The 25,843-nt window shown below is 61.9% G+C and carries 26 protein-coding genes; 5 read left to right on the top strand and 21 right to left on the bottom strand.

Annotation, left to right across the window (positions count from 1 at the left end; translation table 11 throughout):
- Positions 1 to 38: 38 nt before the first annotated feature.
- From creC to sdhE, 4 genes are read right to left on the bottom strand one after another with little or no spacing between them, the layout of a single operon-like run.
- Complete coding sequence (creC, locus tag ACUXAC_RS20920; RefSeq protein WP_060441315.1) at positions 39 to 1,457, bottom strand: two-component system sensor histidine kinase CreC; 1,419 nt, start codon at positions 1,455 to 1,457, stop codon at positions 39 to 41.
- Positions 1,454 to 2,149 carry a two-component system response regulator CreB gene (gene creB, locus ACUXAC_RS20915; protein WP_033644777.1) on the bottom strand — a complete coding sequence of 232 codons (696 nt, stop codon included), beginning with the start codon at positions 2,147 to 2,149 and terminating at the stop codon, positions 1,454 to 1,456. Before creB ends, creC begins: the two co-directional genes overlap by 4 nt.
- Positions 2,149 to 2,571 (bottom strand): protein YgfX, encoded by a 423-nt coding sequence (locus ACUXAC_RS20910; protein ID WP_060422869.1) that lies wholly within the window; start codon positions 2,569 to 2,571, stop codon positions 2,149 to 2,151. The genes creB and ACUXAC_RS20910 overlap by 1 nt, the downstream gene beginning before the upstream one ends.
- Complete coding sequence (sdhE, locus tag ACUXAC_RS20905; protein ID WP_019455657.1) at positions 2,552 to 2,818, bottom strand: FAD assembly factor SdhE; 267 nt, start codon at positions 2,816 to 2,818, stop codon at positions 2,552 to 2,554. Before sdhE ends, ACUXAC_RS20910 begins: the two co-directional genes overlap by 20 nt.
- 320 nt (positions 2,819 to 3,138) lie before the next feature.
- Here sdhE and ygfZ point away from each other — a divergent pair, with 320 nt between their 5' ends.
- Positions 3,139 to 4,131: a tRNA-modifying protein YgfZ gene (gene ygfZ, locus ACUXAC_RS20900; protein WP_387445284.1), complete on the top strand. Its 993-nt coding sequence runs from the start codon at positions 3,139 to 3,141 to the stop codon at positions 4,129 to 4,131.
- Between the two features lie 38 nt (positions 4,132 to 4,169).
- Here the strand turns inward: ygfZ and ACUXAC_RS20895 are convergent, their stop codons facing one another.
- Both ACUXAC_RS20895 and trhA read right to left on the bottom strand, forming a co-directional pair.
- Positions 4,170 to 4,667, bottom strand: coding sequence for a DUF2165 family protein (locus ACUXAC_RS20895; RefSeq protein ID WP_060422863.1), 498 nt, complete (start codon positions 4,665 to 4,667; stop codon positions 4,170 to 4,172).
- 150 nt (positions 4,668 to 4,817) lie between these two features.
- The gene (trhA, locus tag ACUXAC_RS20890) at positions 4,818 to 5,492 is read right to left on the bottom strand and encodes a PAQR family membrane homeostasis protein TrhA (protein ID WP_038871224.1); all 675 of its coding nucleotides are present in this window, start codon (positions 5,490 to 5,492) and stop codon (positions 4,818 to 4,820) included.
- A gap of 183 nt (positions 5,493 to 5,675) precedes the next feature.
- Between trhA and ACUXAC_RS20885 the strand changes: the two genes are divergently transcribed.
- Positions 5,676 to 6,284, top strand: coding sequence for an HD domain-containing protein (locus ACUXAC_RS20885; RefSeq protein WP_025304127.1), 609 nt, complete (start codon positions 5,676 to 5,678; stop codon positions 6,282 to 6,284).
- Positions 6,285 to 6,316: 32 nt separating this feature from the next.
- Here the strand turns inward: ACUXAC_RS20885 and rbsK are convergent, their stop codons facing one another.
- The 10 genes from rbsK to ACUXAC_RS20835 form a co-directional block, all read right to left on the bottom strand.
- Positions 6,317 to 7,243 carry a ribokinase gene (gene rbsK, locus ACUXAC_RS20880; protein WP_038871218.1) on the bottom strand — a complete coding sequence of 309 codons (927 nt, stop codon included), beginning with the start codon at positions 7,241 to 7,243 and terminating at the stop codon, positions 6,317 to 6,319.
- On the bottom strand, positions 7,240 to 8,148 hold the full coding sequence (gene alsK, locus ACUXAC_RS20875) for an allose kinase (RefSeq protein ID WP_203088653.1): 909 nt from the start codon (positions 8,146 to 8,148) through the stop codon (positions 7,240 to 7,242). Before alsK ends, rbsK begins: the two co-directional genes overlap by 4 nt.
- 10 nt (positions 8,149 to 8,158) lie before the next feature.
- Positions 8,159 to 8,830 (bottom strand): D-allulose 6-phosphate 3-epimerase, encoded by a 672-nt coding sequence (gene alsE, locus ACUXAC_RS20870; protein ID WP_033635837.1) that lies wholly within the window; start codon positions 8,828 to 8,830, stop codon positions 8,159 to 8,161.
- Positions 8,831 to 8,860: 30 nt separating this feature from the next.
- Complete coding sequence (locus ACUXAC_RS20865; protein ID WP_038871213.1) at positions 8,861 to 9,895, bottom strand: ABC transporter permease; 1,035 nt, start codon at positions 9,893 to 9,895, stop codon at positions 8,861 to 8,863.
- Between the two features lie 10 nt (positions 9,896 to 9,905).
- On the bottom strand, positions 9,906 to 10,892 hold the full coding sequence (locus ACUXAC_RS20860; RefSeq protein WP_060441312.1) for an ABC transporter permease: 987 nt from the start codon (positions 10,890 to 10,892) through the stop codon (positions 9,906 to 9,908).
- Positions 10,885 to 12,402: a sugar ABC transporter ATP-binding protein gene (locus tag ACUXAC_RS20855; protein ID WP_060441311.1), complete on the bottom strand. Its 1,518-nt coding sequence runs from the start codon at positions 12,400 to 12,402 to the stop codon at positions 10,885 to 10,887. Before ACUXAC_RS20855 ends, ACUXAC_RS20860 begins: the two co-directional genes overlap by 8 nt.
- 2 nt (positions 12,403 to 12,404) lie before the next feature.
- A complete protein-coding gene (locus ACUXAC_RS20850; protein WP_060422843.1) occupies positions 12,405 to 13,388 on the bottom strand; it encodes a substrate-binding domain-containing protein in 984 nt (327 codons plus the stop codon).
- Positions 13,389 to 13,435: 47 nt separating this feature from the next.
- Positions 13,436 to 14,254 carry a DeoR/GlpR family DNA-binding transcription regulator gene (locus ACUXAC_RS20845; RefSeq protein ID WP_230490965.1) on the bottom strand — a complete coding sequence of 273 codons (819 nt, stop codon included), beginning with the start codon at positions 14,252 to 14,254 and terminating at the stop codon, positions 13,436 to 13,438.
- A 354-nt stretch (positions 14,255 to 14,608) separates the two neighbouring features.
- Complete coding sequence (locus ACUXAC_RS20840; RefSeq protein WP_197786558.1) at positions 14,609 to 15,355, bottom strand: SDR family oxidoreductase; 747 nt, start codon at positions 15,353 to 15,355, stop codon at positions 14,609 to 14,611.
- Positions 15,356 to 15,450: 95 nt separating this feature from the next.
- On the bottom strand, positions 15,451 to 15,684 hold the full coding sequence (locus ACUXAC_RS20835) for a hypothetical protein (protein WP_060441308.1): 234 nt from the start codon (positions 15,682 to 15,684) through the stop codon (positions 15,451 to 15,453).
- 189 nt (positions 15,685 to 15,873) lie between these two features.
- Between ACUXAC_RS20835 and ACUXAC_RS20830 the strand changes: the two genes are divergently transcribed.
- Genes ACUXAC_RS20830 through ACUXAC_RS20820 form a run of 3 tightly spaced genes read left to right on the top strand, consistent with a single transcriptional unit; the run spans position 15,874 to position 18,483 of the window.
- Positions 15,874 to 16,533: a response regulator gene (locus ACUXAC_RS20830; protein ID WP_454266862.1), complete on the top strand. Its 660-nt coding sequence runs from the start codon at positions 15,874 to 15,876 to the stop codon at positions 16,531 to 16,533.
- Between the two features lie 4 nt (positions 16,534 to 16,537).
- Positions 16,538 to 17,947: an ATP-binding protein gene (locus tag ACUXAC_RS20825; RefSeq protein WP_100396843.1), complete on the top strand. Its 1,410-nt coding sequence runs from the start codon at positions 16,538 to 16,540 to the stop codon at positions 17,945 to 17,947.
- A 5-nt stretch (positions 17,948 to 17,952) separates the two neighbouring features.
- Positions 17,953 to 18,483, top strand: coding sequence for a GNAT family N-acetyltransferase (locus tag ACUXAC_RS20820; RefSeq protein WP_060422828.1), 531 nt, complete (start codon positions 17,953 to 17,955; stop codon positions 18,481 to 18,483).
- A gap of 10 nt (positions 18,484 to 18,493) precedes the next feature.
- Here the strand turns inward: ACUXAC_RS20820 and ACUXAC_RS20815 are convergent, their stop codons facing one another.
- The 5 genes from ACUXAC_RS20815 to ubiI form a co-directional block, all read right to left on the bottom strand.
- Positions 18,494 to 19,459, bottom strand: a complete 966-nt coding sequence (locus ACUXAC_RS20815; protein ID WP_049199252.1) for a quinone oxidoreductase family protein — start codon at positions 19,457 to 19,459, stop codon at positions 18,494 to 18,496.
- 108 nt (positions 19,460 to 19,567) lie between these two features.
- Complete coding sequence (gene gcvP, locus ACUXAC_RS20810) at positions 19,568 to 22,447, bottom strand: aminomethyl-transferring glycine dehydrogenase (RefSeq protein ID WP_060432203.1); 2,880 nt, start codon at positions 22,445 to 22,447, stop codon at positions 19,568 to 19,570.
- 92 nt (positions 22,448 to 22,539) lie between these two features.
- Complete coding sequence (gene gcvH, locus ACUXAC_RS20805; RefSeq protein ID WP_225529553.1) at positions 22,540 to 22,926, bottom strand: glycine cleavage system protein GcvH; 387 nt, start codon at positions 22,924 to 22,926, stop codon at positions 22,540 to 22,542.
- Between the two features lie 46 nt (positions 22,927 to 22,972).
- Positions 22,973 to 24,070 (bottom strand): glycine cleavage system aminomethyltransferase GcvT, encoded by a 1,098-nt coding sequence (gcvT, locus tag ACUXAC_RS20800; RefSeq protein ID WP_060448418.1) that lies wholly within the window; start codon positions 24,068 to 24,070, stop codon positions 22,973 to 22,975.
- A 506-nt stretch (positions 24,071 to 24,576) separates the two neighbouring features.
- Positions 24,577 to 25,779 (bottom strand): FAD-dependent 2-octaprenylphenol hydroxylase, encoded by a 1,203-nt coding sequence (gene ubiI, locus ACUXAC_RS20795; protein WP_100396846.1) that lies wholly within the window; start codon positions 25,777 to 25,779, stop codon positions 24,577 to 24,579.
- Positions 25,780 to 25,843: the final 64 nt, after the last annotated feature.

Below are 25,843 nucleotides of genomic sequence, written 5' to 3'. Positions count from 1 at the left end.
GTGAAATCAGAATGTGGTTATGTGAAGGGAAGGTGAAGTCACAGCGATAACCTGAAAGTCGCTTCCACCCCGTGCGGCCGGCGGTTGCGCAGGTGAATGCCGCCATGATGCAGGCGGGCGACCTCCTGCACGAAGTTCAGCCCCAGCCCGCTGCTTTTTGGCCGTTCGGCGCGCGGCAGCGAATAAAAACGTTCGAACACCTTATCGAGCGCATAGTCCGGAATGCCGCTGCCGTCATCGCAAACGCTGATGCAGTAGTGCTGTTCCCGCCGTTCGCCTCGTACGCTGACGCAACCACCCGGCGGGGTAAAGTCGATCGCGTTGTCCAGCAGGTTGGTCAGCGCCTGGCTGATCAGCAACGCATCGCCGTTCAGCGTCACCTCTGCCAGCGCCTCCAATTGTAACCTGACGCCGCGCTGCGTCGCCTGCGCCTCTTTGCCCGCCACCGTCTGGCTGACCAGCGCCGCGATCGCGATGGGCGCGGTCTCCATGTCTGGCCGACTCTCCAGCCGCGCCTGCACCAGCAGTTTGTCCACCAGCTGCTGGATGCGTGCGCTTTGCTGCTCGATATTGGTGAGAAAACGCCGGGCGGTCTCCGGCGGCGGCAACTCTTGCAACAGCTCTGCCGCGCCCCTGATCGCCGCCAGCGGGCTTTTCAGCTCATGCGTCAGGGTATGTGCATACTGTTCGATATATGCTTTGCCTTCCAGCTTCAGTCGCATGCTCTCCAGCGCCTGCGCCAGCTGCGTCAGTTCCCGGCCGCCCACTTTGGGCAGCGGCGCGTTTTCTCCCTGCGCCACCCCGTCGGCATAGCGCACCAGCCGGCCTATCGAACGGGTGATCCACCAGACGAATACCGCCCCGATCAGCAACGCGATCCCCAGCAGCAATGCGCCGGCCCACAGAATGCGCCGTTCGCTGCGTTTGATCACCGGCGCCATGGTGCTGTTGGGTTTGCCCACGGTGAGCACGCCGATAATACGCCCTTGTTCTATCACCGGCGCAGCCACATACATCACCGAACTGTTTTCATCCTGCGGGTCGCTGCGGGTACTGCGGGCGCCGTACTGGCCGCGCAGCGTCCGATAAACGTCATTCCAGCGCGAATAGTCCTGCCCCTGCGCACGGCCGGCAGAATCGAAGATAACTCGCCCCTGGGTATCGGTAAGATAGACGTGGTATTCGCTGCGATCCTTGCGGATGCCGGAGATATTGGCGCCGATCGGGCGCTGGTTCAGCTGCGTAAACGCCTGCGCCAGTTGACCATGCGCCGCATCGCCGCGCTGCATGTCCTGACGGGCGATCTGCGCCAGCAGGTTAGCGGTGTCCACCAGCGTGCCTTCGGTAGCGCGCCGCACGCCGGGCTTCACTTCCTGGACGAAAATGCTCAACACGAAGTACCCGGCTACCGCCACGATCAGAAAATATCCCAGCAGCAGGCGCAGGCCAATTTTCATGGCTGGCGGCTCACGCTGTAGCCCAATCCGCGGTGGGTGTGGATGGGCGGCTCACCGGGTTCCACCGCACGCAGCTTGGCGCGCAGCGTTTTGATGTGGGTGTCGACGGTGCGATCCAGGCTTTCTTCCGCCTGCGCCCAAACGCTTTCCATCAGTTGCTGCCGCGAGAACACCCGTCCGGGCGCCAACAGCAGAGTCTTCAGCAGCAGGTATTCGTAACGGGTCAGCGGCAGCGGCCGCTGATGGTAGGAGATGGTGGCCGCGTCTTCGTCGAGCGTGAAAGCGCCGAAATGGTAGCGCGCGCTCTGTTGCAAGCGCTGCTGCTTATACAGGCGGCGCAAAATGGTGCGCACCCGTGCGCTAACCTCGCGAGGGGAGAACGGCTTGGCGACATAGTCGTCGGCGCCGATCTCCAGCCCGATCAGGCGATCTACTTCATCACTGCGGGCGGTAAGAAACAGAATCGGCAGATCGGCCGCCTGAGCCAGCAGGCGGCGACACAATTCAAAGCCGTTGATATCCGGCAAACCGACATCGAGGATAGCGAGCGCGGGCGCGCCTTGCGCCAGCGCCTGCAACGCCGGTTCCGCGCGTTCGAACCAGCGCACCTCGAAGCCTTCGCTCTCCAGCGTGTAAACCAGCGTATCGGCAATGCTGGGTTCATCCTCCACCAACCAGAGTACGGGTTTCATCAGGCCTCCTCGCCGTCACCCGCCGGCGGATACAGCAACAGCTGCCGCAGGTGGCGCCACTCCTCTTTGCTCATGCAGTCGGAAGCCAGCCACAGCCGGCGGCGCTTTTTGCCCTCCGTCGGCTGCAGCGTCAGCAGCATGCCGTAACCCGGCATCCACGGTTTTTTCGCCAGCCGCCACTCGCGGCCGTGCCAGCTGAAGCGCCGGTCCGCCAGCAGCCGCAGCTCGCCCTGCACCGCGGCGATGCGCTTCTGGCTGCGAATGCACTGAAACACCACCAGCGTCAGCAACACCAGCCAGAGCGGGCCCAAGCCTTCCGGCCAGGGCGAAATCAGGATCAGCAGGATCAGAACGCCGTGGGTCAACAGGGAAAACAGCTGAGTGCGCCAGGAAATGCGGATATCACATCGCCACTGGGCCACGGTCTTTATTTCGCGTTTGGATCAGGGTCACCATTCTCTGCAGCTCGCTGTCCTGCGGCGCGCCATGATTCATCAGCCAGTTGAACAAATCGGGATCGTCGCACTCCAGCAGGCGGATGAACAACGCCTTGTCCGCGTCATTCAGGCTGTCGTATTCGTATTCGAAGAACGGCATGATGGAGATGTCCAGCTCGCGCATGCCACGGCGGCAAGCCCAGTGAATACGTGCTTTGTTGTTAATATCCATGTTGTTATGACTCACCTCTTTTCAGCGCGGCAGCGCCAGCGCAGGGTTCAAATGACACACTGTATGGCAACGCCGTCGCAATATAATTCCATCAGCCGGGGATCTGTCTGCAAGGGTGCCCAGGCCGCAAGCCTATAGAGTAACAATTTGACATACACGCCGGGAAGGCGCTTTGCTGCGGAAAACGTAATAAAGCGCAAAATGCCAAAAAAAGCGCACCCCGGCCCCACGGCGCGAATAACAGTTTGCAAAGCCCGCCGCCTCTTTTACCATGGGTTCAATACCCTTCAGGTAAGCTAAACGTTGAGCAGGAACTTACTATGGCGCATAACATTCCATTCCCACCCCGTCAGCCCTCCGCTTCCACCCATCTGCCCCTGACGCTGATCTCGCTGGAAGATTGGGCGCTGGTGACGCTGAACGGGCCGGACACGGTGAAGTATCTCCAGGGCCAGGTGACGGCGGACATCGACGCGCTGGCGGCCGATCGGCACGTGCTGTGCGCCCACTGCGACGCCAAAGGCAAAATGTGGAGCAACCTGCGCCTGTTCCACCGTGGCGAAGGCTTCGCCTATCTGGAACGCCGCAGCGTGCTGGACAGACAGCTGGCTGAAATCAAAAAATACGCGGTATTCTCCAAAGTCACCATCGCCGCCGATAACGATGCGGTGTTGCTGGGCGTCGCCGGTTTCCAGGCGCGCGCTGCGTTGGCGGGCCTGTTCGCTACGCTGCCGGATGCCGAACACCCGGTGGTGCAGGACAGCGAGACTACGATTCTGCACTTCAGTGCACCGGCGGAACGTTTTCTGCTGGTGACCCGCCCCGCCGTGGCCGAACAGCTGATCGGCAAACTGCATGACCAGGCGGAACTGAATGACAGCGGCCAGTGGCTGGCGCTGGAGATCGAAGCCGGCTATCCGGTTATCGACGCCGCCAACAGCGCGCAGCTGATCCCGCAGGCCACCAACCTGCAGGCGCTGGAAGGCATCAGCTTCAGCAAGGGCTGCTATACCGGTCAGGAGATGGTGGCGCGCGCCAAATTCCGCGGTGCCAACAAGCGTGCGCTCTACTGGCTGGAAGGTAAGGCGGCCCGCGCCCCGCAGGCGGCGGAAGATCTGGAGCTGCAGCTGGGTGAAAACTGGCGCCGCACCGGCACCGTACTGGCGTCGAGCCAACTGGCCGACGGCACGCTGTGGGTACAGGTGGTGATGAACAACGATTTGGACGCCGACAGCAAGCTGCGGGTGCGCGACGATGCCGCCAGCCAGCTGGCGATCAAACCTTTGCCGTACTCGCTGGCCGAAGAGAAATAATCCATCGGCCGCAGGCGCCCTGCCTGCGGCCGTCTTCGTTACTCGTCCAATTCCCCGTCGCGCTGCACCAGATAGATCAGCACCAGGATGATGGTGACGAAGAAGCGAAACGCATCGGGCACGCCGTTCCATTGTTTCGACATCCACATGCCAAACCACTCTCCCCCAATCGACATAAAGCCGACCTGCCAGGTGAGGAAGCCCAGCGTCAGCCCCACTACCGCCAGTTTTTTCCGGCCGTTGAAGGTTTTAGCGGGCAGTTTCAGGCCGCACAGCAGGCGCAGGCCGCCGATCCAGCACAGCAGCGCGGTCAGGCTCTCCAGCGCGATGATGAAGATATAGCCGGCGTGATGCAGCCACGGCGTCTGTATCGAACGGTAGCCAATGGTGGCGTCGGGAAAAATGGTGTCCATCATAAAGACGTGGCGCACAAAGGCGAAGTTGGAGCCGTAATCGGTGATATTGCCGAAGGCCACCAGCGAAGCGAACAAAGCGATAGCGCAGACCAGCAGCGCTTTGGATAAGCGAACGATCATCGTGATGAGTCCTGAACAAAGTTAAGAGAAAGAGTATGCGGGCTCAGAAATGAAAGAACGGGCTTGCTGGATACCCGAAAGAAGCAAGCGCCTCTTTTTTAAAACAAAAGAGGCGCCTGTTCAATACGCATTCAGACGTAGCGATAACGTTTAGACGTAGAGATAGATCGCCATGAAATGGCAGGCGCTGCCGCCGAGCACGAAGGCGTGCCAGATGGCGTGGCCAAAGCGGATGCGCTTGGAGGCGTAGAAAATCACGCCGAGGGTATAGACCACCCCGCCTATCGCCAGCAGCGTGACACCGCCGGCCTCCAGCCGCGTAACCAGCTGATAAATCACGATCAGCGACAGCCAGCCCATCGTCAGGTAGGTCACCAGCGACAGGGCTTCAAAACGGTGGGCGAAGGCCAGCTTGAACAGCACGCCGAGCAGCGCCAACCCCCAGATTACCGCCATCAGGCCCTTCGCCAGCGGCGAATCCAGCCCCACCAGCAAAAACGGGGTGTAAGTCCCGGCAATCAGGAGATAAATGGCGCAGTGGTCAAATTTTTTCAGCCAATGCTTGGCCTTCTGATGCGGGATCGCATGGTACAGCGTGGAAGCGAGAAACAGCAGGATCATGCTGCCGCCGTACAGACTGTAACTGGTGATGGCCGTCGCATCCGCGCCGGTATTCACCGCCTGCACCAACAGCAACACCAGGCCGACGATACCGAACACCAGCCCGATGCCGTGGCTGATGCTGTTGGCGATCTCTTCCGCCCACGGATAAGCCGCGGCGACAATCTTATTGTTTCCGGCTTTCACTACGTCCGTTTTCCCCATAACGCGCAACCCCTCAAAATGCCCTACTTTGTGCGAAATTAACGCAAAGCAGCTTAACTGAGAATAATTCCAGTGTACACGTGTACGCTAAAATAAAAATGTGAACGCGTGTAACCATCGAAATCGCCCGTCCGGTGGTCTACAATCGTCAGGCTTCAACCCACCCACCTTGAGGTTTACACCATGTCATCCGCTGTACCCGCGTTAGATTTCGGCTCAATGACCCAGGTCATCCAGTTCCTGATGGAAATCGATAAGTTGAAAGGCGTGCAACGCCGCACCAAAGTGCTGGGCACCCAGCGCCAGGAAAACTCCGCCGAACACAGTTGGCATTTCGCCATCGCCGCCATGAGCCTGGCGCCCTACGCCGGTGATGACGTAGACATTCAGCGCGTGATCCAGATGGCGCTGCTGCATGACATCGTGGAAATCGACGCCGGCGACGTGCTGGTCTACGATCTGGCGGCCCGCGCGGCGATCCACGATCAGGAAGTGGCGGCGGCGCGCCGTCTGTTCGGCATGTTGCCGGAGGCTCAGCGCGAGTATTTCACCGCTTTATGGCAGGAATATGAAGATGGCGAAAGCGCCGATGCACGCTTCGCTTTGCTGCTGGATCGCACCATGCCGATGCTGATGAACCTGCACAATGAAGGCCAGAGCTGGGTAGAGAACGGCATCAGCCTGGAGCAGGTGCTGGCGCGCAATGCATCGATCGCCGACGTGCACCCCGAGCTGTGGCACCACATGGAGCAACACCTGCGGGATGCGCAGCGTAAAGGCTGGTTGAAGTAAGTGAACCGGGCTGCCGCCGCAGCCCTTCAACGTCAAGCGAACGCCCGTTGGCGTTCCAATGCCTCCTCATAGCTCGGCATCGACCCCGCCGCCCCGGCGCGCTCCACGCAGACCGCCGCGTAGGCGGCGGCAAAGCGCACCGCATCGGCTAGCGGCACCTGATTCGCCAGCTGCGCCGCCAGGGCGCCGTTAAACGCATCGCCCGCGCCGGTGGTGTCTTTCGGCTGCGCTGGAAACGCCGGGATCAGCTCGCTGTTTTCCCCGTCCGAGAACAACGCCCCCTGCGTGCCCAAGGTCACGATCAGTAAGCGAATGCCTTTGGCATGCAGCACCTGCGCCGCCTGGCGCGCCGAAGCCACATCCCGCACCGGCACGCCGGTCAGCAACGTACACTCGGTGGCGTTGGGCGTCAGCATATCGACCTGTGCCAGCAGGCTGTCCGGCACCGGCTGAAACGGCGCCGGGTTGAGAATGATGAACGTCTGCGCCTCACGGGCGATGGCGATCACCTGCTCAATCGCCGGCAGATTGTTCTCCAGCTGGGTCAACAGAATGTCCGCCGCGGCGATCGCCGGCCGACACTGGCGCACCTCGTCTTCGCTGACCGTCAGGTTGGCGCCGGGATCGACGGCGATCATGTTCTCCGCCTCCTCACCGGCAACGTAGATAAGCGCATTGCCGGTCGGGCAATCGCCGGTCGAGAACAGCGTCACCGCATCGAAACCAGCGGCGGCGAGGTGGCGCCGGGCGAAGGTGCCGAAGTCATCGCGCCCCACCTTGCCGATATAATGCACCCTTGCCCCAGCGCGCAGCGCAGCGGTGGCCTGGTTGGCCCCCTTACCGCCCGCGCCCATCATGCTGTTGCGGGCGATCAGCGATTCGCCGGGCTGCGGAAAGCGCGCCATGCCGGCGACGATATCCAGGTTGAACGAACCGAACACGCAGACTTTGCCTTTCATTGCGGGTACTCCCTGCTCAATTGGAGGTGGCGCCGGGCGGCCAGGCAGGCGCCTTTGCTGCCGGTTTCATCGGTCAGGCGGCTGATGGAGATCGCCAGCCCCTGCGCCGGCTGCGGCCCGCGCAAATGGCGGCGGATCTCCTGCTCAAGGCGCGCCAACGGGAAACCGCTCATGGCGATCACGCCGCCGCCCAGGATCAACTGCTGGGGATCGAGCACGTTCATTTCGATGGCGATGGTCTGCGCCAATCGTTCGACGAAGCGCCGCAGATCCGGATGTTCGCCGTGGCGTTCGAACAGCCGTTCGAACGGCGTTTGCGCCGTGTTGGCGCGCGCCCAGCCGGTCAGCCAGTGGCCCGAGGTCAGGCTCTCGACGCAGCCCCGTTTACCGCACGGGCACTCACCCTGATGGCCCGGCCAGGGAATGTGCCCCAGCTCACCGGCGGCGCCGTGCGCCCCGTGATAAAAGTCGCCGTTCAGCCACAGGCTGTTGCCCATGCCGGTGCCCAGATACAGCCCCACCGCCACCTGCGGCAGCGCCGGCAGCTGCTGCAAGTCCCACCACAGCAGGTGATTGACGTCTTTATCCATCCGCACCGGCAGCGCCAGCGCATCGGCCAACAGCGCCGCCACCGGCTGGGCGTCCAGCGCCGGAATGAACGGCAGCGACAGCACCCGCGAGCGATCCCGGCTGAGGATCCCCGGCAGCCCGAGCATCACCTGCGCCACCTGACGATCTTTGCAATGCCCGGCGATCAGGCGGCCCAACGCCACCAGCGGATCGGCCTGCCGTGCCCAATCGGCGGTCGCTATCTTGCGGTACCCGCTGAACTCGCCGTCATCATCCATCAACAGCAGGCGGGTATTGGTGCCGCCGACGTCTACGCCAAGAAAATGCCGCATCATGTCCCCCGCCTCAGGCCGCCTGCCGCATCTGATCCAGCATTTTTTCCCATGCCGTCTCCAGATCCGGATCGAGGTTGAACAGCCCGGAGCTGCCGACGATCAAGACTTCCGCGCCGGCGCCCATCAGATCGCGGTAGGTGCGCTGATTACAAGATCCGTCGATCTCGATCAGATAGCTCAGGTTTTGTTGGCGTTTCAGATCGCGCAACTGGCGGATCTTTTCCAGCATTTCGGGAATGAACGGCTGCCCGGCATAGCCCGGATCGACGGTCATCACGGTGATCTTGTCCAGCAGATGAAGGTAGTGGCGGATAAACTCCACCGGCGTAGCCGGGTTCAGCACTACCCCCACTTTTTTACCCAGCGCGCGGATCTGGTTGATCACCCGGAACGCATCGCGGTTGATGGTTTCGGCGTGCGGGCAGATAAAGTCCGCGCCGGCACGGGCGATCGGGTCGATAAAATCGGTCGGGTTCTCCACCATCAGATGCACGTCCAGCAGCAACGAGGTGTGCGGGCGGATCTGTTCGATAAAGAACGGCGACAGCGTGATGTTTTTAACGTAGTGCCCGTCCATGATGTCGATATGTAGCATATCGGCGCGGCGGTTCAGCACCGCCAATTGCTGGCGGATATCCATCAGGTTCATGCACATCAGTGAAGGTGAAATCTGGTATTTCATTAGCGTTATCCTGCGCAAAAGGGAAAAGGATCAGTGGCCCGCTGCGGCTCTGGCCTGGGCCGCGCTGCGGCGCATCGCCCGCCGCTGCCGATAGCGATGGCGGAAAAACTTCAGCGCCAGCACTGCGATCAGCACCGCGCCCCACATCGCCAGGCTGAAATGCGGGCTGACGTTCATCAGGTTCAAACCGGTGGCGATCACTTGCAACACCACCAGCGCCAGGACCACGCCGCTGACCCGACCAAAACCGCCGAACGGATCGGTGCCGCCCAAAATGATCGCCAGTACCGTCAGCAGCAGATAAGAGTCGCCGTAGCCCATGCGCGCCGAGTTGAAGCGCGCCATCATCACCAGCCCGGCGATCACGCACAGCAGGCTGGAGAGGGTGTAAATGGCGATCAACACCCGATGGGTATTCACGCCGCTGAAGTGGGTGGCGTTGATGTTGCTGCCACTCATGTAGATGCATTTGCCGAGCCGGGTTTTCTGCAAGAACAGCGCCAGCAGCACGGCAACCGCCAGGAAGATCCACAGCGGTACCGGTACGCCCAGCACGCGCTCGGCGCCGATAAACCGCACGATCTCCGGCATGCCGCTCAGGGCCGCACCGCGCGTCAGATAGATACCGATGCCGTTGACCGTGGTCATGGTGGCCAGCGTCACCAGAATCGGATGCGCGCCGACGTAGGCCACCAACGCGCCGGTCGCCGCGCCGATCATCACGGCCAGCAGCATCGCCGCCGCCAGCGCCAACACCAGCCACAGCGCCTGTAGCCCCAGCCCGGCGTCCGGCGGCAGATAGCTGATGAACAGCCAGGCCATCAGCAGGCTGGTCAGGTTGGCGCTGGCGATAATGCACAGGTTCAGGCCGCCGCTGAGGATCGGGATGAACATCGCCAGGGTCAGCAGGCCCAGCTCCGGCAGCTGGAACGCCACGCTGGTGAAGGTGGCGCCGCTGAAGAAGCGCCCCGGCATCAGCAGGCTGAAGGCCAGCACCACCGCCACCAGCAGCGCCAACAGGCCGACGGCAGTGCCGTCCGGACGAAATTTCAGGTAGTTGCCCATCAGGCGCTCCTCAGGCGAAACCGACGTCGGTTTCTTTGCGTTTCTTGTAGTGGGTGACGGTAATCGCCGCGACGATCACCAGGCCGATCACCACGTTCATGAAGTAGCTGGACACGCCGATCAGGTTGAGACCGTTTTTCAGCACACCGATCAGGAATACGCCCATCAGCGTGCCGATCACGCTACCCTTGCCGCCGTTCAGGCTGGCGCCGCCCAGCACCGCCGCCGCCAGTACATCTAGCTCACCGCCCACCAGCGCATTGGGCACCACCTCCCCCATGCGGTACACCTGCACCAGGCCGCCGATCGCCGCCATCACGCCCAGATAGCCATAGGCGAACAGGTGCAGCAGGCCGACGCGGATGCCGATGCGCCGCGCCGACTCCGCATCGCCGCCGACGGCAAACAGCTGACGCCCGAGGTGCGTCTTGTTCAGCAGCAGCCAGGTCAACAGCGCCACCGCCAGCATCACCAGCGTCGGCAAACCGAGCTGATAGCTCTGCTCACCCAGCTGAAACGGCAGCACGCTGCGCGGCAGCGTCCACCAGTCCGGCAGCGCGTACAGGCTGCGGCCGTTGGTCAGCCACATCAGCATGCCGAACAACAACGCCTGCATACTGATGGTGACGATGATCGAGACGATGCGCAGGCAGTAGATCAACAGCGCGTTGACCATGCCCAGCGCGGCGCCGATCGCCAACGCCAGCAGAATGCTGCCCACCGGGCTGGCCAGCCCGTAGTGGGTCGCCAGCGTGGCGATCAGGTACTGCACCACCGAGGCCACCGCCGCGAAGGAGATATCGATACCGCCGGTCACCAGCACCACGAACAGGCCGAGGGCGAAAATGCCGCTCACCGCATAGCTTTCGCTGAGATCGAGCAGGTTTTGCACCGTCAAAAACCGATCGCTGAGCAGCGAAAAAACGATGACCGTCAGCAGCAGTACCCAGGCCAGGTAGCCTTCGTTGCCGCGCGGTTTCAGGCTGAATCTACGCATTGACCGCCTCCGCCAGCTGTTGCTGGCTCACCTGCCCCGGCAGGTATTCGCCGATCACGCTGCCGCCGCTGAAGTGCAGCACCCGATCGCAGTTGTAATACACCTCCGGCACCTCGTCGGAGATCAGTAAAATGGCGATCCCCTCCTGCGCCAGCAGATGGATCAGTTGATAGATGCTGGCCTTGGCGCCAACGTCGACGCCGACGGTCGGCGAGTCGAGGATCAAGATCCGCGGCTGGGTCAGCACCCACTTGGCCAACACGATCTTTTGCTGATTGCCGCCGGACAGCGTCGAAACCGCCTGCTCCGGATCCGCCACCCGCACGCCAAGCTTGGCGATCCACTCCGCGACGATGCGATTCTTGCGGTAGTCGTCAATCAGGCGAAAACGCCCGCGCAGCTTATCGAGAATGGTCAGCACCGCGTTGTCCGCCACCGACTGTTGCTGCACCAGGCCGAGCGTCAGGCGATCCTCCGAGACGTAGCCGATACCGGCCTTGATCGCGTCCTCATGGCCGCGAAAGCGCACCGGTTTGCTGTCGAGGTAGAGCTTGCCGCTGTCCGGCCGGGTCATGCCGAACAGGCTCAGCGCCAGCTCGGTGCGCCCGGAGCCGAGCAGGCCGCATAGACCGAGCACCTCGCCCTGATGCAGCCGGAAGCTCACGTCCTGATACTGCCCGGTGCGGCTGAGGCGATCCGCCTCCAACATCACCCGATCCTTATTCATGCTCGGTGACTTCAGGCGATAGTCCAGCTTCAGACCGGTCATCAACTCGGTCAGACGATCGCCGGTGATCTCCGCCGCCGGCCAGGTGCCGATCTTGTTGCCGTCGCGGATCACCGTGACGCGATCCGAAATTTCCAGCACCTCGTCCAGCCGGTGGCTGACGAACACCACGCAGATGCCTTTCGCTTTCAGGTAATCCACCGTGCGCAGCAGCTGATTGACCTCGGTGCGGGTCAGCGAGGCGGTCGGTTCATCCATGATCACCAGCCGCGCCTCCGCCACCAGCGCGCGGCAGATCGCCACCTGCTGGCGCTGGGCGATCGGCAGCTCCGCCACCCGTTTGTCGAGATCCAGATGGAAACTCAGCTCCTGCAACAGCCGCTCGGCGGTGCGCCGCAGCCGTGCCGGGCGGTACCATCCCAGCAGCCCATGCAGGTTGTGCTCGAAGGCGATGTTTTCCGCCACCGTCAGGTTGGGAAACAGCGACAGATCCTGGTAGATCACCTGAATGCCGAAGGCGCGCGCCTGATCCGGCGACAGCCGACCGAAGGTTTGCCCGTCGATGGTGATGCGGCTGCCGTCGTCCGGTTGATACACGCCGGCGATCGCCTTGATCAACGTACTCTTGCCGCAGCCGTTGGTACCCGCCAGGCAGTGCACTTCCCCCGGCATCAGCGCCAGCGAGATAGCGTTCAGCGCACGCTGGCCGCCAAAGGTCATCGACAGCTGCTGCAGCGCGATCAGCGGCGCGCCCTGCGTTGCCGTATTACCGGAAATCGCCATGATTACAGCCCCATCTTCACCAGCTTCGGCAGGTTTTGCTTATCCAGGCTTTCGGTGGCGTTGCCGAGAATGGTGTGCTGCTGCGCATCCACCTGCACCTTGCCCATGCCTTCGATGGTCATGCCGTCGGTGATTTTTTCTCCCTTATGCATCATGTCGGCGATGCGCACGAACACCTCGCCCGCCACCAGCGGATTCCAGATATAGCCGCCCTTGATGGCGCCACGGTTGACCAGCGAAGCGCCCTGGCCCGGGCTGAACGGCCCGATGACGCAGATATCGTTGCTTTTGCCGCGGTTGAGCACCGCGCGCCCGGCGCCGATCGGCCCCTGTGAACCAAAGGCCAGCACGCCTTTCAGATCGGGATATTTGGCCATCAGATCGTTGGTGGTGCGCACGCTGTCATCCAGCGATTCGCCCACGCCGAACTTGTCGCCCACCAGCTGCATGTTCGGGTAGTGCTGCTTCTGGTAGTTGATCGCCGAGTCTGACCAGGTGATGTGCAGCGGCACCGTCAGGCTGCCGACATACACCGCGTACTTGCCCTGCTCTTTCATGCAGGCGGCCAGCGCTTTCATGTGGTTGACGCCGTGCTGCGAGGCGTCCACCAGCTCAAAGTCCCAGTCGGCGTACTTTTGGCCGGGGGATTCGTGCACGATCACCTTGATGCCCGCTTCCTGCGCGCGCTTGAGCACCGGCTCCAGCACCCGGGCGTCGTTCGGTACCACGCCGATGATGTCCACCTTCTGCGCGATCAGATCTTCGATGGCGCGCACCTGCAGCGCCGGGTCCGCCGCCGTCGGCCCGACCATCCAGGCATCGATGCCGCGTTTGGCGCCCTCGCTTTTGATGCCGGCCTCCATGGCGTTGAACCAGGGAATGCCGCCGATCTTCACTACCACGCCCATTTTCAGCTTGTCCGCCGCCTGCGCGGAGACCGAAAGCAGCAGCGAGGCAAACAGACCGACCAGTACGGATTTTTTCATTGTTCTCTCTCCACAAGTGTTGGCTGTAATAAGGGTTTTCGTTGTTGTTATCGCGCCGCCCTTTTCGCGGCGGGTGAAACTTCAATCACGTCTACGTTGTTCCAGGCCAGTTCCTGACGAAATTCGTCGTCGCTGAGCCGATCGGTGATTAAGGTATCTATCTCCCGGTAGTGGCAGATGCGCGCGAACGAGCGGCGGCCGAACTTGTTGCTGTCCACCAACAGGAACTTGCGTTCCGACGCCAGCAGCATCTGCTGCTTCAACCGCGCATGGTGCTCATTGCTCTCGCGGATACCGCCGTCCTGGCAGATGCCGTGGCAGGAGAAGAACAGCTTGTTGATCACGAACTCCTTCAGCATCTGCTCCGCCAGCACGCCGATAAAATCCTCGTACTTGGCGGAATACTCGCCCCCCAGTCCGATGGTGCGCACGTTGGCCTTGCAGGCCAGCGTCTGGATGATGTGCAGCGAGTTGGTCAGCACCACCAGTGAAATATCCGGCAGCTGGCGCGCCAAAAACCAACTGGTTGAGCTGCTGTCCAGCAGCAGGCAATCCCCCGGCGAGATAAACTCCAGCGCGCGTTTGGCGATACGCGTTTTCTGCTCCGGCGCCTCGTTGCTGCGCTGGCGGAAAGATTCCCCCTGGTCTATCTCGGCGGGCACATAGGTTTTCTCCACCGCCGGTGGCTCGACGAACACCGCGCCGCCGTGGCTGCGCAGCAGCAGGCCGCGCCGTTCAAGCAAGGCCAGATCACGCCGCGCCGTCTCGATAGAGATGTGGCACAGCTGCGCCACCTCCTGCACCATCACGCGGCCGCGCTGGCTCAAGACTTCGGTGATAAAGCGATGACGTTCTACAGGCAGCATGTTTCTTTTCTCCTCCACGACGATGATTACGATATCGATTTGCCGCGCCGCGTTTTGCGCGCAGACGCAAAGCGCATCGCCCCGCGATCGGTCAACGATGGCGGTGTGATAGTTGTCAAAAAAATCGGGAAGGAAATGAAATGAATAATTACGAAAGTGTGGAGTAACAGGCAGTTATGATGCGTGTGCGTCTGAGACAGACAGGAGAGAAACGGTAAACGGTCACAATTCCACGTTCCGCAACATGACCGTTAATGACCGTTTTTGTGGTTTTGACCGAACGCCGCCGAGCGGCAGCTAATGCTGGTAGGCAATACACTCCGCACGACGGGATGTCAAAACCCCCTCATGCGTTCAACGCCCGCCTGCGGCCTCGATAAAAGTGCCGGTCACGTAAGACGCAGCGTCAGACAGCAGCCAGGCGATCGCCTCCGCCACTTCCTGCGGCTGCCCGCCGCGCTGCATCGGTAAACTGTCCTTCACGCGATCCACCCGGCCGGGCTCGCCGCCGCTGGCGTGCATCTCGGTATAGATGAATCCGGGCCGCACGCCGTTGACGCGGATGCCCTGCGCCGCCACCTCGCGTGATAACCCGATGGTCAGGGTATCGACGGCGCCTTTCGAGGCGGCGTAATCGACGTATTCTCCGGCAGCCCCCAACCGGGACGCCGCGGAGGAAACGTTGACGATAGCGCCTCCCTGCCCGCCATGGCGCAGCGCCATGCGCTTCACCGCCTCGCGGCAACACAGGAAGTAACCGGTCACGTTGGTGCCGAGCACCTGATTGATGCGCTCGGCGGTCAATTTTTCAATGTTCGCCTGCTGGAACAGAATCCCGGCATTGTTGACCAGCGCGCTGAGCGTGCCCAGCCCGGCGTCCAGCGCAGCGAACATCGCCATCACCTGTGCTTCATCGGCCACGTCGGCCTGCAGCGCCAGCGCCTTGCCGCCCTGCGCCTCAATCTGCGCCACCACCTGCCGCGCCGCGCTTTCGTCGCGCAGGTAATTCACCCCCACCGCATAGCCCTGCCGGGCCAGCAGCAAAGCGGTCGCACGACCAATTCCCCGGCTCGCGCCTGTGACCAATGCCACTTTCGTCATATTGTTTTTCTCTGGTTGGCGATATCAACACAGCGGCCTGTGCACAGGCGCCCCGTTTGCCCGTCAGAGTATAGAGCCGCGCGCTAAAAAACGCTTTAAAGCTGAGCCAGGCGGCGCAGCTGCTTTTTAATGCGCGCTTTGACGCAGCCGTAGGCGTCCGGCGTCGTCACCTGATGCCCCCGTTGTAAGCCGGCAGCATGCAGGCCGCTATGGCCATGGCTCTGGGCATCGCCGCGAAAAGACAGCATCAACAGAACGAGCACGGCCGCCACGCCTGCATATATCAGCCGCCGCGAGGTGCCCGCGGGCGGGGAACCGTCAGTCTGCATGTTTCGCTCCTTCTGTTGTGGTATCGAATGGCAGCAAAATAACTGAAATTCCACCGCGTTCCCTTAACGCGAGATTAAAGCCAGATTAAGGTTTGCTTAAGAACGCGCAGGCAAAGCGAGTTTCCCCGTTGTCTTCCCGGCAGGGTTATAGTTAGATAATCGCGACTTGAAGATCTCAGCGGAACAAACGTGAACATACTGTTGGTGGAAGACGACCTGCAATTAGGCAATGCGCTGTGCCGCGCATTGGAGCTCACCGGCTTTAATTTGTGCTGGGTGCGCCTGCTCGCGGACGCGGAAAATAAACTTTCACCCGGCGGGTTCGACCTGATGCTGTTGGATCTTACGCTGCCGGACGGCGACGGTTTGCAAAAGCTGATCGCCTGGCGCGCCGCCGGGCAAAATATCCCCATCATCATCCTGACCGCCCGCGACCGCATCGAAAGCCTGGTGAACAGCCTGGATTCCGGCGCGGACGACTTTCTGGCCAAACCCTTTGCGCTGCCCGAGCTCATCTCACGCGTCAAGGCGGTCAACCGACGCATGGCGGGCTTCGCTTCGCAAACCTGGAGCCTCGGCACGCTGTATCTCGACCCGGTCAACCATCAGGTGACGCTGGATAACGCACTGCTGATGCTGTCGAAAAAAGAGTATCACCTGCTGCACGAGCTGATGCGCTGTGCCGGCACCGTGGTGCGCAAAGCGGTGTTGGAACAGCGGCTGTTCGGCCACGGCGACAGCGTGGAAAGCAACTCGCTGGAAGTGCACATGCATAATTTACGGCGCAAGATCGGTAAAGAAAGAATTATTACCGTACGCGGCATTGGTTATTTGCTGAAGAAAGAGTAGCAGGATGATCGGTTTCAAATCCTTCTTTATGCGCACCATTATTTTCCAGGTCCTGGCCATTTTATTATTGTGGGGGATCCTCGTCGCCTGGGTGAAATATTGGTATTACCCCGACATGGAAAAATATTTCGATAACCAGCAACGCATTGTCGCCGTGGGTATCGCCAATATTCTCGATGAAACCGGCACCGACAATATCGATTACCGCGGCATCATCAAGACCATTGAAGGCATGTACATTGATTCCATCAATAACGGCATGCAGGATCAAATCGATTACCACCCGCTGTTCGTGGTTTACGATCGGGACAACCGGGTGCTTTACAGTTCGCAAACGCAGGGAGAACCGCTGCGCCTGCCGCCTTCGGTGCTGTCCGGCTCCGTTAAGTACGCCGGCGCCAACTGGCATCTTGCCGGCAGCTGGAGCGAAAAGCGTCAATACCGGGTGATCGTCGGCGAGTCGTTCAACGATCGCACCACGCTGTTCGGTAACCCGGCGGAAAGCACCGCCATGCCGCTGCTGGGCATTCTGGCGGCGATCATCATCACCCTGCTGTTTACCGCCTACTTCAGCCTGCGACCGCTGCGCCAGATCGCCCGCACCATCTCCGATCGCCAGCCGGGTAACCTGTCGCCGATCAACGTCAGCGAGCAGTATCAGGAAATCCGGCCGGTGGTGGTGGAGGTCAACAAGCTGATGGCGCGCATCGACGCCGCCAACCAGCGCGAAAAACGCTTTATGGCCGATGCGGCACACGAACTGCGCACGCCGATCGCCGCCGTGCTGGCGCAGCTGCATCTGCTGACCCAGGTCTCGGAGCAACAGGAGCGCCGGGAGATCATCGGCGACATGCAGCAGGGGCTGGATCGCGCGGCGTCGCTGTCGCGCCAGCTGATCAACCTGGCCAAGCTGGAGGCGGAGGATTTTCCGCTGAAAATCGAGGTGGTGGACATCTACGCCGACATTGGCAAATGCATCGCGCAGCACGTCCCCTATGCGCTGGAAAAGGATGTGGAACTCTCGCTCGACGGCAGCGAGGACGTGGTGATAAACACCGATCGCCATGCGCTGATCGCCATCTTCACCAATCTGCTGGACAACGCGCTCAAGTACGCGCCGCCCGGTAGCCGCATCGAAGCCAATATCCGTTCGCTGGCACCGCTCGGCTGCTATATTACGTTGCGCGACAACGGCCCCGGAGTGAGCGAAGAGCACCTTCCGCGCCTGTTTGAACGCTTTTACCGCGTGCCCGGCACGCAGCAAACCGGCAGCGGGCTGGGATTGGCCATCGCCCGGAACCTGGCCGACAAAATCGGCGCGCAGCTGCGCGTCACCGAAGGCCTCGACGATCGCGGCATCGGTTTTATTATCGATTTGCCGGAAAGTTACCGGCCACAGACTGAGAGTGAATAACGATCATGAGCGCCCCTGTTCTGCTGCAACGGCAGCAACTCGACCGCCTATGGGATATCGACCGCAGTGAAGTCATCGACACCCTGTATCGCCTGCAGGACGGCAAGCTGCAAGCCTACCCGGACTACTACGACGTGCGCGGTTGGGATCCGCACGACCAGGAAACCTATACGCCAATCCACGAAGCCTGCTTCGATCGCGGCGGCGCGTTCTTCGCGCGGTTCGAAGGCGAGGAGATCGTCGCGGCGGCGGCGCTGGACACCGAGCCGCGCGGCCCGCAGCGGGATCTGCGCCAGCTGCTGTTCTTTTACGTCAGCGCGCACCAACGCGGCCTGGGGCTGGGCAAGCAGCTGTTTCAACTCTGCCTGCGTCAGGCGGCGCAGGAAGGCGCCGCCGGGCTATACGTCTCCTCCATCCCTAACAAAAGCACCGTAGACTTCTATCTGGCGCAGGGCTGCCGGCTCATCGAGCGCCCGGATGCCGAGCTGTTCGCCCGCGAGCCGGAGGATATTCACCTGGTCTGCCCTTGCCGTTAACGGCAAGGGCCTAACGGGCGATGCGTATCACCGAACGCACGTCGCTTTTCTTGTTCAGATCCCACACCTCGGCGATCTCCGCCAACGCGTGCTCCTGCGTCTCGATAGTGAGCGCGCCCGTCGCCGCCAGCGCCAGAATTTCGGTCGCGTAGCGCTGCATCTCCGGGATCGGCGGGAAGTTGCCGGTGCCGCTGCCAAGGATCTGCAGTTGATTGCTGCGCAATACCGCCGCCGGCAGCCGGATGTCCGGCGCGGCCATCGAGCCGACGTTGACCAGGCGAATGCCGCGCCCGCCGGCGTAAGACGAGAGATCGTGATTATTGAGCGTCGCGAGCAGCGCTTCGGTCGCCGGGCCCCAGATATAATCGACGATCACCTGATAACCGCCCGGCCCCGCCGCCGCCGCGAAGGCCTGCGTCAGCGCCTCGCCCTGCAGGCTCAGATCCACCGTGGCATCCACGCCCAACGCCTCCAACACGCTCAGCCGACGGCCGGCGGCAACGATGCGCCCGGCTCCCGCCTGACGCGCCGCCGCAACCGCCAGTTTGCCCGAGGTGCCGGTAGCGCCGATGATCAGCACCGTTTCACCGGGCTGCAGATCCGCTCGCCAGCGCAGCGGCAGCCAGGCGGCGAAGGCCGGGTTGATCAGCGCCGCCGCCGTGGCGTCGTCTACCGCCTCCGGCACCGGCACCGTCCATGACGCGACGCTGCGCTCAGCCATCGCACCGTAAGGACGGCGGAAGGAGGCGAAATAGACCCGTTGCCCGTCGGCCGTCCGGCCCACGCCGTCGGTGCCGGGCACAATCGGCAGCTGCTTGGGGCTGGAGTAATGGGTGCCGGCGACGGTAGCGCGATCCAGCTGTTTGATGCCGGCCGCCAGAACCTCGATCGGCACTTCATTCGCCTGCGCCAGGGGCTCCTCAAAGGTGCCGAAAACCGGGGCTTGCCCCAGCGCTGTTACGATTGCCGCTTGCATGGTGACTCCTCAAATCGTGGGAACGTACAGGAAAGAATAGGCCGCAATAAAATAAAAAGGGACACCGCATGATGCGGTGTCCCCCGAACACAAACTTTGCCGAACGTGTTATTCGTAATCGCTCATCGGCACGCAAGAACAGAACAGGTTACGGTCGCCGTACACGTCGTCCAGGCGCTTAACGCTCGGCCAGTACTTGTTCTCGCGCACGCCGGCCACCGGGAACACCGCCAGCTCGCGGCTGTACGGGTGCTGCCAGTCGCTGACCAGCTCCGCCTGCACGTGCGGCGCATTCACCAGCGGGTTATCTTCCAGCGGCCATTCGCCTTTGGCGACGCGATCGATCTCGCTGCGGATCGCCAGCATCGCATCGATAAAGCGATCCAGTTCCACCTTGCTTTCCGACTCGGTCGGCTCAACCATCAGCGTGCCCGCGACCGGGAACGACATGGTCGGTGCGTGGAAGCCGAAGTCGATCAGGCGCTTGGCGATGTCCATTTCGCTGATGCCGGTCTCTTCCTTCAGCGGACGAATATCGAGGATACATTCGTGCGCCACGCGGTGATCGCGGCCGGTATACAGAATCGGGTATGCGCCTTTCAGGCGGGTAGCGATGTAGTTGGCGTTCAGGATCGCCATCTGGCTGGCCTGCTTCAGGCCTTCCGCGCCCATCATGCGGATGTACATCCAGCTGATAGGCAGGATGGAGGCGCTGCCGAACGGCGCTGCGGAAACTGCGCCCTGCTGGGTGGTTACGCCGTCGATCTGCACGACGCTGTGGCCCGGCACGAACGGCGCCAGGTGCGCTTTCACGCCGATCGGGCCCATGCCCGGGCCGCCGCCGCCGTGCGGGATGCAGAAGGTTTTATGCAGGTTGAGGTGCGAAACGTCCGCACCGATGTAGCCTGGCGTGGTGATGCCCACCTGGGCGTTCATGTTAGCGCCGTCCAGATACACCTGACCGCCGAACTGATGCACGATCTGGCACACTTCGCGGATGGTTTCTTCATACACGCCGTGGGTCGACGGGTAGGTCACCATGATGCAAGAGAGTTCTTCGCCCGCCTGCTCTGCCTTGACGCGCAGATCGTGCAGATCGATGTTGCCGTTCTTGTCGCAGGCGACCACCACCACGCTCATGCCCGCCATTTGGGCAGAGGCCGGGTTGGTGCCGTGTGCCGAGCTCGGGATCAGGCAGACGTGGCGGCCCGCTTCGTTACGGCTTTCGTGGTAGCGACGGATCGCCAGCAGGCCGGCGTATTCGCCCTGCGCGCCGGAGTTCGGCTGCATGCACACCGCGTCATAACCGGTCAGCTGTACCAGCCACTGAGACAGTTGGCCGATCATCTGCTGGTAGCCGGCAGCCTGCTCCGGCGGGCAGAACGGATGCAGCTCGGAGAATTCAGGCCAGGTGATCGGGATCATCTCCGCAGCGGCGTTCAATTTCATGGTGCAAGAACCCAGCGGGATCATCGCCTGGTTCAGCGCCAGATCCTTACGTTCCAAACGGTGCATGTAACGCATCATCTCGGTTTCGCTGTGATAGCGATTGAATACCGGATGGGTCAGGATCGGATCCTGACGCAGCATGGCGGCCGGGATCGATTGGCTGCTCTTGCTCACCGCCGCGTCCAGCGCGTCGATGTCCAGGCCGTGGTTGTCGCCGGCCAGCAGTGCGAACAGCGTCTGCACGTCTTCACGCGAGGTGGCTTCGTCCAGCGTGATGCCTACGGCGCCGTGGATATCGGTACGCAGGTTGATGCCGAAGCTCAGCGCGCGTTCCAGCACCGCCGCTTTGTCTTTCACTTCAACGGTCAGGGTGTCGAACCAGGTGTTGTGACGCAGCGTCAGGCCGGCCTTCTGCAGCCCGGCGGCCAGAATGTCGGTCAGGCGATGGATACGCCCGGCGATGCGCTGCAGCCCCTGTGGGCCGTGGTACACCGCGTACAGGCTGGCGATATTGGCCAGCAGCACCTGCGAGGTACAGATATTCGAGTTGGCTTTCTCGCGGCGGATATGCTGCTCGCGGGTCTGCATCGCCATGCGCAGCGCGGTGTTGCCGGCGGCATCACGGGAAACGCCGATGATGCGGCCCGGCATCGAGCGCTTGAACTCGTCGCGGCAGGCGAAGAAGGCGGCGTGCGGGCCGCCGTAGCCCATCGGCACGCCGAAGCGCTGCGCGGAGCCGAACACCACGTCGGCGCCCTGCTTGCCCGGCGCGGTCAGCAGCACCAGGGCCATGATGTCGGCGGCCACGCTGGTGATGATTTTGCGCGATTTCAATTCAGCCAGCAGCGCGCTGTAGTCGTGCAGCTCGCCGGTGGTGCCCACCTGTTGCAGCAGCACGCCGAACACGCCGTCCAGCTCCAGCACTTTTTCCGCTTTATCGACGATGACGTCGAAGCCGAAGGTTTCGGCGCGGGTGCGCACCACGTCCAGCGTCTGTGGATGCACGTCGTCAGCCACGAAGAAGCGGTTGGCGTCTTTCAGCTTGCTGGCGCGTTTGGCCAAGGCCATCGCTTCGGCGGCGGCGGTGGCTTCATCCAGCAGCGAAGCGGAAGCCAGATCCAGTCCGGTCAGATCGAGGGTCACGGTCTGGAAGTTCAGCAGCGCTTCCAGGCGGCCCTGCGACACTTCCGGCTGATAAGGGGTATAAGCGGTGTACCAACCCGGATTTTCCAGCATGTTGCGCAGGATCACCGGCGGCGTCAGCACGGCGCTGTAGCCCATGCCGATATAGGATTTGTAGCGCTGATTTTGCGAGGCGATCGCCTTCAGCTCAGCCAGCGCCTGGTGTTCGGTCGCCGCGTCGCCGACCGGCGGCGGCCCCGGCAGCTGAATGTCCGCCGGCACGATCTGTTGGATCAGCGCGCTGAGCGAGCGAGCGCCCACCGCTGCCAGCAACTCCTGGCGTTGTTCCGCAGAAGAGCCGATGTGGCGTTCAATGAACGCTTCGCTGTGTTCGAGTTGGCTGAGTGTCTGAGTCATTGCTACAAATTCCTGAATGCTTGCGTGATACGGGATATAGCTTGAGCGGTAACTAAAACGCCCCGGCCAAAAGGCCTGGGGCGTGGTCACGATTACTCGTCGATCGAGGCCTGATAAGCCGCGGCGTCCAGCAGGTTCGCCAGCTCGCCTTCGTCGGCGGCTTTAATCTGGAACAGGAAGCCGTCACCGTAAGGCTCGCTGTTCACCAGCTCCGGGGAGCTTTCCAGCTCGCCGTTCACCGCCACAATTTCGCCGCTGATCGGCGCGTAAATGTCCGACGCCGCCTTGACGGACTCCGCCACGGCGCAATCTTCACCGGCGGCGACGTTGCGGCCCACTTCCGGCAGATCGACAAACACCATATCGCCCAGCAGTTCCTGCGCGTGTTCGGTGATGCCTATGGTGTAAACGCCGTTACCTTCTGAACGAACCCACTCGTGGGAGGATGCGTATTTCAATTCTGTTGGCACATTGCTCATCGCCGGTTACTCCTTCGAAGAAATAAAAGAATCAATCAATAAAAAATCAATTTGTCAGCGGCTTGCCGGCGCGAACGAAACCGGGCTTGGTCACTTTGACCGGCATTTCACGGTTGCGGATCTGCACGATGGCCTGCTCGCCGATACCTGCCGGCACGCGCGCCAGCGCGATGCTGAAGCCCAGCGTCGGAGAGAACGAACCGCTGGTGATCACGCCTTCGTGAGTTTGCCCCGCCGCGTCGGTGAAACGCACCGGCAGCTCATTACGTAATACGCCTTTTTCCGTCATGATCAAGCCGACCAGTTGCTCGGTGCCCTGCTCGCGCTGTTGTTCCAGCGCTTCGCGGCCGATGAAACGGCGATCGTCCGGCTGCCAGGCGATGGTCCAGCCCATGTTGGCGGCCAGCGGTGAAACGCCTTCGTCCATCTCTTGCCCGTAGAGGTTCATGCCCGCTTCCAGACGCAGCGTGTCGCGCGCGCCCAGACCGGCCGGCTTGACGCCCGCGGCCAGCAATTTTTGCCAGAAATCCGCCGCCTGCTCTTTCGGTAGCGCGATCTCATAGCCGGCCTCGCCGGTGTAACCGGTGGTGGCGATGAACAGCTCGCCGGCCTGCACGCCGAAGAACGGCTTCATGCCTTCGACCGCACTTTTTTGTTCCGGGGTGAACAGCGTGCCGGCACGCTCTTTGGCCTGCGGGCCCTGTACCGCGATCAGCGCCAGATCGTCGCGCACCGTCAGCGCAACGCCATACGGCGCGGCGTGCTCTTCGATCCAGGCCAGGTCTTTGTCACGCGTGGCGGAGTTCACCACCAGGCGGAAATAGTCTTCAGTGAGGAAATAAACGATCAGGTCGTCGATCACGCCGCCGGAGGCATTCAGCATGCCGGTGTACAGCGCCTTGCCGGGTTGGGTCAGTTTGGCGACGTCGTTCGCCAGCAGGTAGCGCAGGAACTCGCGGGTGCGGGCACCGTGCAGATCCACGATGGTCATGTGAGACACGTCGAACATGCCGGCATCCTGACGCACCGCGTGGTGCTCATCGAGCTGCGAGCCGTAGTGCAGCGGCATCATCCAGCCGTGAAAGTCTACCATGCGCGCACCGCACGCCACGTGCTGGTCGTACAGTGGGGTTTGCTTTGCCATCTTTTCCCTCTTTCCACTCGTCGCTAGAAGTTAGGGTGCTGCCACGCAATGCGGCGGAGCCTGGCTCGCGGCCCGATCGCCATGGCGCACTGACTGCTCAACACAAATGCTGCGCCGGGACGGGCGGAAACTGCGTGCAACCGCCGTGACGCAAACGATACCTTTCCCTCGAACTTATCACCGAACGACCACATTAACCATAAGTTAAAATAGGCTCATCGCCGTTCCAGGGCGGTAAAATGCCGGGCTAGTGTGCAGAGTTTTTCACTGGAAAAATGCGCTTTAAGGCACAAAATTAACAATTAAAGCGGCAAAACTCCGAAGTTATATAACAAACCGACGGCCGCGCATGAGATTCCGACTTTTGATAACCGAACATGGAATTAGAAAAAGTAATGATAAAAAGCGGCTGAAATTAGATTATTTCAAATGAAGGGTTATATAAGGAAAGACGATGGCATAAGGCGAGAAGCGCGAGCCCGCTGGGGGCTCGCAGAAGGCAGGTATCAGGCAAGCCACTCGGGCAGATCGTTCAGGCCCATTGCCTGACGCACCAGCTTTGGCTTGACGCCCGGCAGGCTGTCCGCCAGCCGTAGCCCCACGTCGCGCAGCAGCTTTTTGGCCGGGTGGTTGCCGTCGAACAGTTCGCGGAAACCCTGCATGCTGGCCAGCATCACCGCCGCGCCATGTTTGCGGCGGCGCTCATAGCGGCGCAGATAGAGGTGCTGGCCGATATCCTTGCCCTGCCGCTGCAGGCGGCGCAGTTCGGCAATCAGCTCGGCGGCGTCCATAAAGCCCAGGTTCACGCCCTGCCCGGCCAGCGGATGCACGGTATGCGCCGCATCGCCCACCAGCGCCAGGCGGTGCGAGGCGAAGCTGCGCGCATAGCGGCCGGTCAGCGGGAACGCCAACCGTTCGCTTTCCAGGCTGCAGGCGCCCAAGCGCATATCGAAGGCCATCGCCAGTTCGCGGTTGAACTGCTCCGGCTCAAGCTGTTTAAGCCGCTCGGCGTCTTCCGGCGTCACCGACCAGACGATGGAACTCAAATGCGGATCGCTGAACGGCAGGAACGCCAGAATGCCGTCGCCGTGGAAAATTTGCCGCGCCGTCGCCTGATGCGGCTCTTCGGTGCGAATGGTGGCCACCAGCGCATGGTGGCGGTAATCCCAGAAGGTGAGCGGGATGTCGGCATGCTGGCGCAGCCACGACTGGGCGCCGTCGGCGCCGATCACCAGGCGGGCGGTCAGCATACGCCCGTCCTCCAGCGTAACGAAGGCATCGTTCTCGCCCCACGCCACCTGCTTGAGCGCGGCCGGGGTAATCAGCGTGATGTCCGACAGGCTTTCGGCGCGTTTCCACAGCGCCTGCTGGATCACCGAGTTTTCGATGATGTGGCCGAGATGGCTGAAGCCGCACTCGTCGCCGCGGAAGGCGATTTTGCCGAAGCTGTCGCGCTCCCACACTTCCATCGCGTTGTAAGCGCTGGCGCGCTGCTGGAGAATGTCGTCCCACACGCCGATGTGCTGCAGCAAACGCTCGCTGGCGGCATTGATGGCGGAGACGCGCAGCGCAGGCTGCTCCGACGGCGGCGCCATGTCCGGCTGGCGTTGTTCCAGCACCGCCACGCGCAGCCCGCTGCCCTGCAGGCCGCAGGCCAACGCCAGCCCCACCATACCGCCACCGGCGATAATCACGTCAAATGATTGCATGCTGCTCGATTTCCTTAAATAACGCGCGACGCCTTGCCGCGCCGCGTTTTGGGCGCGCCACAGG

Source organism: Serratia sp. 121840015-1, assembly GCF_053627655.1.
This window is presented reverse-complemented; position numbering and strand designations above follow the sequence as displayed.